The following is a 13,636-nucleotide window of genomic DNA, read 5'->3' as shown; positions in this document are numbered from 1 at the left end:
TCTACGCCGCTACAGCATGGACGCCAACACCCCTTGCGTGACCTGCGAAAACGCTAACTACCCGGCCTTGGGTCAAGGCCCGAGCTCTTCCTCAGGGACCCGGTGAGCTGGGAGAACGCTGATCGGGGGTGTGGCCGGGTTCGTGTCCTCCTACCGTGGTGGCGGAGGTGGGTGTGATGGGTCCGTTGCTCAAGAAGCTGGAGGCCCGGGAGGTCGCGGCCCGGATGCGGGTGGAGAAACTCGAGGTGGAGATCGCCGAGTTGACCGTGCGGCTGGAGGCCGAGCGGGAGGCGTGGACGCGACTGCGGGTGAGGCTCTTTGCGCTGGGAAGGGAAGGGCAGCAGGGACAGACAGTACGGTGAAACCGTGACCAGTCCTGCAGGTGCCAACACCTCAATGTCCAACCCGTACTCGTCGGGTGGCGGCGGAACCGTCCTCGAACACCGATACGGTGCTGTCCTGCTCACACACGTGCTTACCAGCGAGGCCGCCAGAGAACTGGGTGACGATGCGGTACCGACCCATCTGGTCTTCCAGGCCAAACACCTCAGCCCCGTAGACGACTTCGTCCTGCTTGGCCACGATGACAACGGCGAAGTCGGGGCAGCGATCGCGGTCCGGCGATCGCCGGATCTGATTCCGAGCGACAGGAAGTCCCGGGCACTGATCGAATCCTTCCTGCAGGCACTACTCCACCGTTGGCTCGACATCGACGCCGGGCGCTGGCACCTATTCCTAGCCACAGGCAGCGCTTGTCAGGCTGCGCAACAGCTTCGGAAGATCTCGCAGTTCGCGCGATGGCAGCCGAGCGAAGCCGAGTTCCGAGCGGCCATGAAGCGGCCACAGGTTGACGGCAGAGAGCTGCGGAACCGGTTGAAGCAGCTCGACGCGATCGTCCAGCAGGTCTCCGCCGGCCTCAACGCCGGGATGGACGACTCCGAGCTCACTTGGCGCCTGCTGCGCCGACTCAAGGTACGGGAACTGCACCTCGAGGACGGAGACGAATCCGATCGGACCAACGCAGTGAACAGGCTCATCAGCCACACCTCGCAGCGTTCACAGGAGGCAGCCAGCAGCCTCTTCAGCAGACTCGCGGAGCTGGCCGGCACCTTTGCCCCAACCGGAGCCACGGTGGACGCGGCCATGCTTCGCACCGAGCTCGCCGGTAGCCTGGCTCGGATCACCACACTTGGGACTGCCCCGCCAGCTGAGGTGACCGCCGATATCGGTGCCGTGCTTCGAGGACCGCTCGCTTACCTGGGGCTGGACGCCCTCTTCGACGAGGCCCAGCAGCAGATGCCTGACGACCCTGCCGAGGCTGCAAAGGCCTTCGCTGCAGTTGCCGACCGCTTGGAGAGCACCCCATATACGCAGTACGCCTACGGGGTGCGGAGGCGCCAGGCTGAAGCTCTCCAGCAAGCCGGTGACGTGGCCAGCCGTATCCGGGCAGACCTCCATGGCATGGTCATTGCTCTGGAGAGTGGCGATGCATGGCGCGCCTCCCGACTCATCAACGAGCTCGCCGCCCAGGAGGTCGAAGGTGACGACGCTCTAATCCGCTCTGCCAACGCACTCGGCGTGATCTCCGAGTTCGAGAACGACCATCGCACGACCCTCCAGCAGGTCGCGTCCGCCGTGGACGAGCTCAACGCCGACGATTCGTACGGACTGGAGGCCGCCACACTCTTCGCCGAGCACACCATTGCCGAGAACGAAACTTTGCTGGTCCGCGACCGGGGCGGCGCTCTTCAGGCCATCGCGGACGCCGCGCCGACCGCATCGCTGTGGCAAGCCCGGCTGAGGGCCTGCCTCGCCGACGCTGGATACCAAGCCACAACATGGCCCGCACTGGCGTCCCAGGCCCGTTTCCAGCCCGACCCCATCCCCAGCTTCCTCTCTGCCCGCTACGCGCGCCATCTCGCACGATCCGGCCAACCGGACGAGGCCATCAGCCAGTACACCACCGCTATCGACCACGCGCTGCGTCACGCGGGCCCCGCTCTCCAGAAGGACGCCGCTGACTGGCTCGAGGCGCAGAACCTCATCCGGATCCGCTACGGCATCCAGCGCGAGCAGATCACCGACTCGCACCTCATGCCTGCGACTCTGCGCGCCAGCGGTACGGGAACGCTCCTGCCAAACCCAGTGTCCACACGCGAGCACGCCCTGGCCAGGCTCGCTCGCGACAGCAATCCCCTTCCGGACACTCTTCAGGCACTGCGCCGCTACCGCCTGAAGGCTGTGATTACCGGTGCCTGGCAGCGGGAGGAGGAAGCCGAACGACTCCTCGGGGAGTTCCACCTTCGAGCCGGCCAGGCGCGCAAGGCGCTACCCCACCTCGTCGCTGCTGCGCAGACCAAGACCCTCAAGTCCATCGTCGATCAACTGCCGTATGAACCGCTCCCTTCGCTGGGAGCTGATCAGGTGGGAGGGCGTCAACAGTGGGAACGCGCCAGCGCGTTCACTCTCGCCGGAGCAGCCGCAGATCTCATCAGCGACGAGGACGCGATCCAGTGGATCGACGCCGCCACCGTCGAGGTGATCGCCGACCATCCAGTCCCGTTCGGCGGCACTGATAGCACGTTGGCCGCCTTCACAGCGTTGGCCAGGCTTGCAGGGGCCGCCACTGAGGACCAGGCCCAGCACCTCTTGGACCTCACAGCTTCCTTCCTCGCCGATCGAAAGCCCGGACTCTTCAAGAGGTCCGACCAAGACCACGCCAGTCTGGTCATTGCGATCGCGGACCGCCATCCGGGACTCAGGCGAAGTGCTGTCGAGCAGATGTGCCGCATGCTGCAGCTGTCGTCCAGATGGATGACAGACACCATCCTCGATGGTCGGGGTTGGACTGCCCTGCGCTCGGAATCGGATCTGGTGGTTGAGCTGTGTGCCCCGGCCTCCGAGCGCGGAAACCCGCAGGCGGCCATCGCCCTAGTCGTGGTCGGCGCCACGGAGCAGGCCAAAGCGACGGCGCGCCGACAAGTACGCCACTTCATCACCCCCACCGAACCGGCGCCCACTGATCTCGTATCCCCCCAGCACGCCGCCCTGCTGGCAGGCGCGCTGGAGGATCAGGACCTCCGTCTCCTCGGCGAGGCCTTCCGAGCCGCCATTCTCGACTCCAAACGGCTGGCCATCCAACGCCAGGAATCCCTTGACGCACTCACCGTACTGGCCGCTGCCCTCAACACAGAGCAGCGGGTCGGCCTCTACCCGACCGTGCTCGATGCGGCGTGCGGGAACCTCGACGGAAGCACGGGCGACGAGGATGGCCAGATGCACCCCTACGACCGATTTGGCATCAACTGGGGCACCACCACACTGCGCTACGCAGGACTACGCGCTGCGGCAGCTCTCGCGACCACGCCCGAACAGAGCGAAGAGCTTCTCACTCTCACCCTCATCCAACTTCCACACGCTGACACCGGAGATGCCCTCACCCTCGCCGAGGCCCTCGCTAAGCTGAACCCCGAGCACGCCCGCCTGCCGGTTGAGGTCCTCGCTGCACACTCCCTACCCTGGGTCCGCGTCCTCGCCGCCCGGATGTGGTGCACAACCCAAACCGCTCCCGCCATCATCGGCGCAACCCTCGCCCGTGACCCCAGCCACCACGTTCGTAGAGCCATGGCCCGCTGCTTGACCGACACCGACCAACACGTCTCGCTACGCCTTGACCTTAGCCATGACCCCCGCCGATCCGTCCGCTGCGAGGCTAGAGGGAAGGCAGCTCCGACGCCGTACCGGAGCATGGGGAATACGACACGGCAGGAGTAAGCGATCTCCGCCGGTATAGGAGAGCGAAGTACCAACGCCGAGGAGCGCCACCGACATGTCTGTGGCGCTCCTCGGTCTTGCAGGGTGCTCAGCCGCGGTTGCCGTTCTTCGGCAGCCCACCCCGGAAGTCGCAGCCGGGGCAATCGTCCTCGCCCTGGATATGACCCTCGTACCAGCCGTGGACGGCTGCATGCAGGATCGCTTCCTCCACCGAGGCTTCGCCGCTGCGGACCGATGCGATGGCGTTGCCAACGACCACCCGGAGCACAGCGTTGTCGGGCGAAGGGAACGGCGGGGACGGCATCGGCGAGTCGGATGTCGGTGGCCAGTTGGATTTGGATCTTGGCCGCTGTCAAGTCGGACGTCATGGCCGCAGCCCACGGGCGGGCACGACTGCCGGTCAGCCGGACGGAGTGATCTCGTGCTGAGAGGTTCCGTGCAGGTGGCTCCGGAACCCTCGGCCTACGGGCCGCCAGCCCTGGAAGATAGCGGGCTTCCAGCGCGGCCGGTCCGGCACGCTGGTGTCGTCGGGCTTCTGCAGGCGCCCCCGACTCTTGCGGCTACGGGCAGCTCGGACGCTGATGCCCAGGTGAGCGGCGACCTCCGGATACCCGCAGAGTTGCTGGTCATCGGCCATCGTGTCCTCCTCGTTCGTCGGTGATGAGCGTACGCAACGCGCGGCTGGGCGTACGGCAAGGCCGCCCCTGCCTGATCGGCACGGGGCGGCCTTCTGCGGTTTCGGTCAGACCTGGGCGGGGTGATTCGAGGGGCCTACTACCTCGACCGCGAGCACGAACGGCTCTACCCCACCCCCGACCAGCAGGAATACGACCTCACCGCTTGATCACGACCTTCCCTGAGGTAGAGCTACACCCAAATTCTTTGTGTTCGATGTGCGGCTGTTCGGCTGGGTGGCCGCCGCAGGCCAGGCGGGGTGGGCCGGTCGTGGGCCATCGCACACACCGGACCAGTGCACCGGGCAGGGCGCGGGCGTTGCGCGCGAGGGGCCCGAGCGTGGCACGGCGGGCTGAAAGGGGTGGCGGCAGAAGTTGTCCGCCACTCCCGCAAGGAGAAGTGCCATGCACCACATCGCCCGTCCCACCCACCGCCCGGACGCACGCACCGAAGGGCGTTCCCCACTGCGAAACCTGGAGGAGTCCTTCCTGGCACTAGCCACTGCCGCCACCCCGCTCACGCTGCCCGCGTACCTGGTCTGTGAGGAGCCCGACAGCATCGTGCTGCCGGTCGACCAGGTCCGCACCCGCCTCGCGCACCCCGCTATCACGCCGGCACTGCGTGAGCGGACCTGGCGTGAGGTGGTCCGCCGTGCTCAGCAGCTCGGCGAGCCCTGGGACACGGTGGCCGTTGCCATGACCGTTCCGGTGCTGCGCCGGATGCTGGCCCGTCTGGCGCGCCCCGCGCACCTGGAGCGCGCCGAGGTCGAGCAGGAGGCCCTGGCCGCTGTCGCCACCGCCCTGCCCGCCGTGGACGTGAATACCGCGGATGTGAGCCGGGAACTGTTCTCTGCCGCCGACCGGGCGGTGCACCGCCTGGTGTACGCCGCACACCGCCAGGCGGGCCGGGAGAGCGGCCTAGCGGCAGCGCACCTGGAGCGGCTCACCGATCACGTTGGCCAGGCAGGCGGCCAGGAAGCAACAGGAGCAGCTGATGAGAGCGAGCAGCGGGACGAGTACACGGTGCTGGCCCGCGCGGTACAGGAGCGCATCGTGAGCGTTGCCGAGGCACGGCTGATCGCCCGTACGCGTCTGGAGGGCGAGTCCATGCAGCAGCTGGCCGATGAGCGGGGGGTGAGCGTGCGCCAGCTCTACCGCCACCGCGCCGCCGCCGAACAGCACCTGGCCGCGTACCTGAAGCTCCGGATGCGCGGACAGTGACGTGACCCGTTAGGGGGATTCGCGGCCAGTGGATGTCAATTTCCCGGCTGCGGCTCTCCATTACCGGTGAGCAGGTACTGGATGCGCTCCATGCACCCGGTGTTGCTTATCGGCGGTTCCCCGGCAGCGCTGAGCTTCCAGGGAACCGGCGACCCGGTGGGGTGAGCACGGCCCGTCTCGTGCTGACACCCGAGCTCCTTTCCTGATGCCCGCCCTGTGAGTAGGAGGACGGCTCCGGGCCAAGGATGCGTGCTCACCCCGCCCTGTGCACGACACCACGGGACGCGGCCCCGCTCCGCGATGCCGCTCACGCCCTGCTCTTCTTCGCTGCTGTGCCCCTGATGGAGGTGCCTGCGCCATGCCCAGCAAGCTCCGCCGCCCGCGTCGGCCGCCGGCCAACCCGGCTGGACGGTGGACGGTTCGGATCACGTTCACCAACGTGTTCGCCGTCCTCCTCACTTTGGTACTGGCTCGGCCCGCGTGGGCCGTCGCGGACATCCCGACCGTGATCACGAACCTTCGGAACTGGATCGTCGGGATCCTCGCTGGGCTCGCCACCTTGTTCCTCACCTTCGGGGGGCTGCGTTACCTGATGGCCGGCGGTGATCCGGGGGAAGTCGAGTCCGCCAAGCGCGCGGTGAGGGCCGCCGCCATCGGCTACGGGCTGGCGCTCCTGGCTCCGGTGTTCGTGACGGTGCTGAAGGGCATCGTCGGAGCGGACGGATGAGGCGAGTAGCGACCCGGCGCCGGGCTCTGGCCCTGGCTGTGCTGACCATCTGGGTGGTCCTGGCCGTGGTCCCGGTGCCGGCTTCGGCTGCCTCCGTATCCTCGTACACACCCGCTTCAGCACCTGCGGCCCCGGAGCCGCCCCGGCCTCAACCGCAGCCCGCGCCTGGCCCCGCTCCCTCACCGGCTCCGCTACCGGCCCCGAGTCCAGGACCCGCACCAACTCCGGTACCCGGCCGTCCCGCTCCGCGGCCGGAGCGGCCTTCACCGCCGGAGCCAGCACCCGGCCTTGCGCCTCGGGCGTGCGAGGTGGAGGGCTTCCCCTGCGAGACCGAGGGCGGTGGCTTCGGGGACCTCCTCGACATCCCCGCCATGATCGTGAACGCGATCACCTCGTTCCTCGGCATGCTGGTCGAGCAGATCACGAAGCCGGTCCGGGAGTTCCTCGCCGACACCCTGCTGGCTACCCCCGACGTCACCCGGCACGCCGACATCAAGAAGCTGTGGACCGCCATGCTGGGGATCACGGCCGGGATCTACGTGCTCTTCGTGACCGCGGGCGGCATCACGGTCATGGGTTACGAAACCGTCCAGACCCGCTACACCGTCCAGCAGATCGCCCCGCGCCTTCTTCTCGGGATGGCCGCTGCGGCGACCTCGTTGACCGTGATGGGCAAGGCCATCAGTCTGTCCAACGCCCTCGCTCACACGATCATGGCCACCGATATGTCGGACGCCGGGCAGGGCATGGTCGAACGCGTCCTGCCCTTCGCGCTCTTCGGCGCTGCGGGCCTGAAGCTGTACTTGCTGCTGCTGGCGATCATGATGATCGCGCTGGTGCTCGCCGTGCTGATCGGCTTCCTGGTCCGCGTCGCTGTGATGGCGTTGTTGGCTGTTGCCGCACCCCTGATGCTGGCGTGTCATGCCCACCCGTTGACTGATCCTGTCGCGCGGCTGTGGTGGCGGGGCCTGGCCGGATGCCTGGCCATCCAGATCGCGCAGTCGCTGACATTCGTCCTCGCGTTGAAGCTCTTCTTCGCGCCCGGGGCCACCACCCTGGGCATCCCGAAGTCCGACCAGTTGGGCACGATGCTCGCGGGACTGGCCTTGTTCTGGGTGCTGTTCAAGATTCCGGGCTGGACTCTCCAGGTCGTCCTGCGCGGCACGCCCGTCCACAACCCGCATGCCCCGGCGGCCGTGCGGGTCCTCAAGCACCTTGCGCTGTATCGGCTCATGGACCACTACGCGCCCGGAATGCGCCTGCTGCGACGCCGCCCCGGAGGTGGAGGTGCCGGCTCCGGATTTGGCCTGGGTCGCGGCGGACCGGGAGGAGGAGGTCGACGTCCAGGGGGCGGCCCGCCCAGGGGCGGTCGGGGCGGACCCGGTGGCCGTCGGCCGCCATCGCCTGGGCGTGGGATCGGGCCTGGTGGAGGGATCCGCGGCCGGGGCCGGGCTCTGCTGGCTCGTGGCCGTGCCGCCCTCGCCGGTTCCCCTCACCGTCCGGGAGGAGCCGGCCAGCCCCAGCCCGGTATCCCGGCCGTGCCCGGCGCACGCCGGGCAGGCGCCCCGAACACCAGGAGGGCCCGGACGGCCGCAGGCAGTCCGGCCGCAGCCGCACCGAGTTCACGCGCAGGCCAGGGCTCCGGGCGCCGCGTCCCGGGCTCGGCGCCCGTCACCCAAGCACTGAGAGGTCCTCGTGCCGTGATCCATCCTGCCCAGGCCCGCCGTAGGAGGCAGCTGGCTCTTCCCGTCACTGCCCAGCGCAGCCCCGCCCGTCCGTCCCGGCCCACGCAGATGTGGCTGCCGATCCACGCAGCACGGCTCCCTGCCTCATCTGCGTCCGCGTCGCGCGCTCCGGCCGGCACTCCGGCTCCGCCCGCCCCTGCCCCCTCGCCAGCGCCCGCATCCCGCAGGCGCCAGTTGGCCCTGCCCATTCCCGCACGCCGCGTACGGGTTCGCCCACCTCGCCCCGTGCAGCTGCGACTGCCGCTCGACCCGCCCCGGAGGTAACCTGCATGACTGAAGCCGATGACACAGCTGATGTCCCGTGTTCCACACGCATCCCGGCCGACATCTCACGCCCCGACCGCCTGCTGGGCCCCTTCACCGCCCGGCAGACTGCCATCCTCGCCGTCGCCGCGCTTGTGCTGTATGGCGGCTGGTGGGCCATGCGCCCCTTCATGGCACCCGTCGCGTACGCGGCTTTGGTGGTGCCGGTCGCCGGGGCGGTGGCCGCCCTCGCGCTCGGCCAGCGTGAGGGCATCGGCCTGGACCGATTCCTGCTCTCCGCCCTCGGCCACGCCCGCGCGCCCAAGCGCCGGGTGCACGCCCCGGAGGGTGTTCCTTCTCTGCCCGGCGTCGTTCCCGGTCACTGGGCGCAGGCGGCAGGCCCGCCACCGGCTGCCATGCGCATGCCGTATGACGGCATCGGCGCGGATGGGGTGCTCGATCTGCGTGGCGAGGGGAAAGCCGCGATGGCGAGGTGTTCCACGGTCAATTTCGAGTTGCGCTCGGCAGCCGAACAGCAGGGTCTGACCGCCGCGTTCGCTCGCTGGCTCAACTCCCTGACCGGGCCCACCCAGGTGCTGGTGCGCTGCCACCGCGTTGACCTCTCCCCGCTCGCCGACACGCTTCAGCACGATGCCGCCGCGCTGCCGCACCCGGCACTGGAGCACGCGGCCCGCGCGCATGCCGACTTCCTCGCCGACCTCGCGGCTGGCGGCAACCTGCTCGGCCGGCAGATCGTGCTGGTGGCCCGTAAAGAAGCCGCAGCGCACGGTGTGCGGCGCTATGCGGGTGAGGGGCGTGTACTCCAGCGCATCCACGAGGCCGCCCGGGCGCTGGCCGCTGCCGAGATCACCGTCACCCCCCTCAGTGCCGAGGAGGGCGCCGGCCTGGTTGCCGCGGCCTGCAACCCCGACACACCCACCGCCCCCGATGACGCATTGGAAGGTGACCTCGCATGACCCCAGTCCTCTTCGGCCGCCACCGCACCACCATGGAGACGCCGGCCGTCAACAGCGCTCGCCTGCTGGAGGTGGCCGGGCCCGAGGCCATCGAGGTGTACGCCCGCGCCTTGGCCATCGGCGGGCATCTGGCGACCACGATGGTGGTCACCGGCTACCCGGCCGAGGTCACCCCGGGCTGGCTCGCGCCCTTGCTTAACTTTCCCGGGCACCTCGATATCGCCCTGCACATCGACCCCGTGCCCAACCCCGTCGCCGCCGCGGGCCTGAAGAAGCAGCGTGCCCGGCTGGAATCCGGCCGGCGCAGCGGCTTCGACAAAGGCCATCTGGACGACCCTGAGGTCGAGGCCGCCGCTGCGGACGCCGCCGACCTCGCCTACCGCATCGCCCGCGGCGAGGGAAAACTGTTCCAGGTCGCGCTGTACCTGACCGTGCACGCGGCGGACGAGGAGACCCTCGCCGAACAGGCCGCCGCTGTACGCGCCGTCGCCGAGTCCCTGCTCATGACGCTCGCGCCGACCACCTACCGGGCCCTGCCCGCCTGGCTGGCCACCCTGCCTCTGGGCATCGACACGCTTCGGATCCGCCGCACCTTCGACACCGCCGCGCTCGCCGCGTGTTTCCCCTTCACCAGCCCCGACCTGCCGGTCGCCACCGGCGAGGAGGGCGCCGCGTCCGGAGTGCTGTACGGGCTCAACACGCTTTCCGGCGCTCCCGTGGTGTGGGACCGCTTCGCGCAGGACAACTACAACTCCATCACCCTGGCCCGCTCCGGTGCCGGCAAGTCGTACCTGACCAAACTCGAACTGCTCAGGCTGCTGTTCACCGGGGTGACCGCCTCGGTGATCGACCCGGAGGACGAGTACGTCCGTCTCGCCGAGACCGTCGGCGGGCGGGTGGTCGCGCTCGGTGCGGACGGCGTACGCCTCAACCCCTTTGAGCTGCCGCCCGCCGCCGTCCCATCGGAGGACGTACTGACCCGGCGGGTGCTGTTCCTGCACACCTTCCTCGCCGTTCTGCTGGGCGCGGAACTCACCGGTGCCGAGAAGGCGCTGCTGGACCGGGCGATCTTCTCCGCGTACGCGCGCGTCGGGATCACTGCGGACTTCCGCACCTGGCAGCGCACCCCGCCCACGCTCGCCGATCTGGCCGCCGTGCTGGCCGAGGAGGAGAGCGAGGCGGCAGCCGATCTCGCCGAGCGCCTCACCCCGTACACCAGCGGCTCGCACGCCCAGTTGTTCAACGGCCCCAGTACCGTCTCGGCATCCGGCCATCTCGTGGTGTTCGCGCTGCGCCGGCTCCCGGAAGAGATCAAGGCCCCGGCGATGCTGCTGGCGCTGGACGCGGTCTGGCGGCAGGTCACCCACCGCCCCGATGCCGGACGGCACTTCGTCGTCGTGGACGAGGCGTGGCTGCTGATGCGCGAGGGAGCCGGTGCCCGCTTCCTGTTCCGGATGGCCAAGGCCGCCCGAAAGTACTGGGCCGGACTCGCGGTGGTCACCCAGGACGCCGACGACGTGCTCGCCTCCCCACTCGGGCGGGCCATCGTGTCCAACGCGGCCACCCAGATCCTGCTGCGCCAGGCCCCGCAGGCCATCGACACCATCAGCGAGAACTTCCACCTCTGTTACGGCGAGCGGGAGTTCCTGCTGTCCGCGACCCGCGGCGAGGCCCTGCTGCTGACAGGCGACCGCCGCCACAAGGTCGCCCTGATCAGCGTCGCCGCCCCCGGCGAGCACGAAGTGATCACCACGGACCCGGGCGAACTCGCCGCCCAGCACTTCACCGAACAGGACCCCGATACCGATGGCCTTGCCATCGATGAACCCCTCGGCGACGACGAGGAGTGGGAGCTGTGACAGCATCCGTGTGGCAGCTCGCCGCACAGCCGGGCGGGCCCCTGGTGGACTTCCTCACCGACCCGGGCAGCTTCTGGACGACGGTCAGCGGCACGCCCGTCAGCTGGCTCAGCGGGCAGACAGCAGCATCGGCTTGCGGCGGGGCCACAGCCGTGGCCGGCGGCTACGCGCTGAGGCACCGCCTGAATCTCGCGCAACAGCGCCGCCTCGCTGAGGGATCGCAGTGCGTGGAAATCCTGGCGCCGCCCGCCGTGGCACCGCGCGGCGGAGAGGTCCTGTGGGCCCAGCTCGCCGGGCTGCTCCGCCCGTGGTGGCGCCGCATCACCACAGGCCAGCCCCACCTCGCCTTCGAATACACCTGGTCCCACACCGGGCTGCGCATCCGCCTGTGGGTACCCGGCACCGTGCCCCTGGGCCTGGTACGACGCGCGGTGGAGGCCGCCTGGCCCGGCGCCCACACACGCCTGACCGAGCCCGACCCACTGCTGCCAGCCGGGCAGACCGTCACCGCCGGCCGGCTTCGCCCCGCCCGGCCTGATGTCCTGCCCCTGCGCACCGACCATACCGCCGACCCGCTTCGCGCACTGCTCCAGGCGGCCACCGGCATGGCAGAAGAGGAGTCCGCGTGCGTGCAGATCCTGGCCCGCCCCGCCACCGGCCGCGCGCTACGCCGCGCCCGCCGCCAAGCCCGGCGGCTGAAGGCCGGGAGTGGCTCGGCCCGGTTGCCCGCCCTGACCGCACTGCTCCTGCACCGTCCTCAGCAAGCCGCGGCCGGAAAGCTGGACCCCGAACACTCCGCCGCCGTACGGCAGGCGGCGGGGAAGCTTTCCGGCTCGCAGTGGCAGTGCGTCATCGCCTACGCCGCCACTTGCAGCCCCAAGACAGAGCGCGCCGACGAGGTCGCGCGGGGGCGAGCCCACGCCCTGGCCTCCGCATTCGGCCTGTACGCCGACCGCAACTACCTGGTCCGCGCCCGCTTCACCCGCCCCGAGCAGCCTGTGAACACGCGGCGCTTCCCCCTGCGCGCCGCTCTGCTGTCGGTTCCGGAACTCGCAGCCCTGGCCCACCTGCCTCTCGATCCGGACGCGCCGGGCCTCCAGCGGGCCGGGGCTCGCTCCGTTCTGCCGCCGCCCTCCATCCCCGCCCCCGAGCCCGGTGCCGGCGTCAAACCGCTGGGCCGCTCCGACGCAGGCGCCCGGCGCGGCGTCGGCCTCGCGGTCGCCGATGCCCGCCATCACCTCCATGTCATGGGCGCGACCGGCTCCGGCAAGTCCACCCTGATCGCGAACCTCGTCCTCGACGACGTACGCAACCACCGGGGCGTCATCGTCATCGACCCTAAGGGCGACCTCGTCACCGACCTCCTCGACCGCCTCCCCGACACCTGCGCCGACCGCCTCGTCCTCATCGACCCGGACGACCCGCACGCGCCCCCGTGCCTGAACGTCCTCGACGGCGCGGACATCGACGTCGTCGTCGACAACATCACCGGCATCTTCCGCCGGATCTTCACCGCCTTCTGGGGACCGCGCACCGACGACGTGATGCGGGCTGCCTGCCTCACCCTGCTCAAGCACCGCGACCGCACCCACCAGCTCGTCACCCTCGCCGACGTCCCCCGCCTGCTGGGCGAGAGCGCCTACCGGCTGCGCATCATCCCCGCACTAACGGACCCGGTGCTCCGCGGCTTCTGGGCCTGGTACGAGTCGATGTCCGAACCCTCACGGGCCGCAGTAGTCGGCCCAGTGATGAACAAGCTACGAGCCTTCCTCCTGCGCGACTTCGCACGCCGATCCATCGCCGCCGGCCCCTCCACCTTCGACCTCTCCCAGGTCCTCGACGGCGGAATCCTGCTGGCCCGCCTACCCAAAGGCGCACTTGGCGAAGAGACAGCACGCCTCCTCGGCTCCTTCATCGTCGCCGGCACCTGGCAGACCGCCTCCGCACGCGCCCGCCAGCCCGAACACCAGCGGATCGACGCCACCTTGAGCATCGACGAGGCGCACAACTTCCTCACCCTCCCCTACCCGCTGGAGGACATGCTCGCCGAGGCCCGCGGCTACCGCCTGTCCATGCTGCTGGCCCACCAGCACCTCGCCCAGCTCCCCCGCGACCTGCGCGAAGGGATCTCCGCCAACGCCCGCAACAAGATCTTCTTCAACGCCTCCCCCGAGGACTCCAGCGCACTGGAGCGTCACACCCTCCCCACGCTGGGCGCGCACGACCTCGCCCACCTCGGCCCCTACCAGGCTGCCGCGCATCTATTGACCAGCGGCGCGGAAGCCGCCGCCTTCACCCTCACCACCCGCCCCCTGCCACCCCCCGTACCCGGGCGGGCCAAGGACCTGCGCGCCGCCGCGGCCGCCCGCACCGCACCCCGGCCGGCCACCCGCCCCTGAAACCGCCCCCAGCCCTC

At 69.8% G+C, this 13,636-nt stretch carries 9 protein-coding genes; 8 read left to right on the top strand and 1 reads right to left on the bottom strand.

Annotated elements, in window-relative coordinates:
* Positions 1-185: 185 nt before the first annotated feature.
* Both MTF69_RS41105 and MTF69_RS41100 read left to right on the top strand, forming a co-directional pair.
* On the top strand, positions 186-362 hold the full coding sequence (locus MTF69_RS41105) for a hypothetical protein (protein ID WP_243341926.1): 177 nt from the start codon (positions 186-188) through the stop codon (positions 360-362).
* Between the two features lie 4 nt (positions 363-366).
* Complete coding sequence (locus MTF69_RS41100) at positions 367-3,774, top strand: hypothetical protein (protein WP_243341925.1); 3,408 nt, start codon at positions 367-369, stop codon at positions 3,772-3,774.
* A gap of 88 nt (positions 3,775-3,862) precedes the next feature.
* Here MTF69_RS41100 and MTF69_RS41095 read toward each other — a convergent pair whose 3' ends face one another.
* Positions 3,863-4,033, bottom strand: coding sequence for a hypothetical protein (locus tag MTF69_RS41095; RefSeq protein ID WP_243341924.1), 171 nt, complete (start codon positions 4,031-4,033; stop codon positions 3,863-3,865).
* Positions 4,034-4,853: 820 nt separating this feature from the next.
* Between MTF69_RS41095 and MTF69_RS41090 the strand changes: the two genes are divergently transcribed.
* From MTF69_RS41090 to MTF69_RS41065, 6 genes are all read left to right on the top strand, one after another.
* Positions 4,854-5,669: a hypothetical protein gene (locus MTF69_RS41090; protein ID WP_243341923.1), complete on the top strand. Its 816-nt coding sequence runs from the start codon at positions 4,854-4,856 to the stop codon at positions 5,667-5,669.
* 358 nt (positions 5,670-6,027) lie between these two features.
* Entirely contained in the window at positions 6,028-6,396 is a 369-nt protein-coding gene (locus MTF69_RS41085) for a pilin (protein ID WP_243341922.1), read from the top strand.
* Positions 6,397-6,704: 308 nt separating this feature from the next.
* A complete protein-coding gene (locus MTF69_RS41080) occupies positions 6,705-8,405 on the top strand; it encodes a hypothetical protein (RefSeq protein ID WP_243341921.1) in 1,701 nt (566 codons plus the stop codon).
* Between the two features lie 5 nt (positions 8,406-8,410).
* A complete protein-coding gene (locus MTF69_RS41075; protein ID WP_243341920.1) occupies positions 8,411-9,361 on the top strand; it encodes a PrgI family protein in 951 nt (316 codons plus the stop codon).
* Positions 9,358-11,220 carry a VirB4 family type IV secretion system protein gene (locus MTF69_RS41070; RefSeq protein ID WP_374325637.1) on the top strand — a complete coding sequence of 621 codons (1,863 nt, stop codon included), beginning with the start codon at positions 9,358-9,360 and terminating at the stop codon, positions 11,218-11,220. The genes MTF69_RS41075 and MTF69_RS41070 overlap by 4 nt, the downstream gene beginning before the upstream one ends.
* Positions 11,217-13,619, top strand: a complete 2,403-nt coding sequence (locus tag MTF69_RS41065) for a helicase HerA domain-containing protein (protein ID WP_243341919.1) — start codon at positions 11,217-11,219, stop codon at positions 13,617-13,619. Before MTF69_RS41070 ends, MTF69_RS41065 begins: the two co-directional genes overlap by 4 nt.
* Positions 13,620-13,636 lie beyond the last annotated feature (17 nt).

Origin of the sequence: Streptomyces sp. AP-93, assembly GCF_022808175.1 — a bacterium.
Classification (GTDB): Bacteria; Actinomycetota; Actinomycetes; order Streptomycetales; family Streptomycetaceae; genus Streptomyces.
The sequence above is the reverse complement of the archived record's forward strand: the minus strand, read 5'-3'. Positions and strand labels throughout refer to the sequence as shown.

Coding starts and splice junctions, on each gene's coding strand:
- MTF69_RS41085 (WP_243341922.1), top strand. CDS start 6,028: ATGCCCAGCAAGCTCCGCCGCCCGCGTCGGCCGCCGGCCAACCCGGCT.
- MTF69_RS41070 (WP_374325637.1), top strand. CDS start 9,358: ATGACCCCAGTCCTCTTCGGCCGCCACCGCACCACCATGGAGACGCCG.
- MTF69_RS41075 (WP_243341920.1), top strand. CDS start 8,411: ATGACTGAAGCCGATGACACAGCTGATGTCCCGTGTTCCACACGCATC.
- MTF69_RS41090 (WP_243341923.1), top strand. CDS start 4,854: ATGCACCACATCGCCCGTCCCACCCACCGCCCGGACGCACGCACCGAA.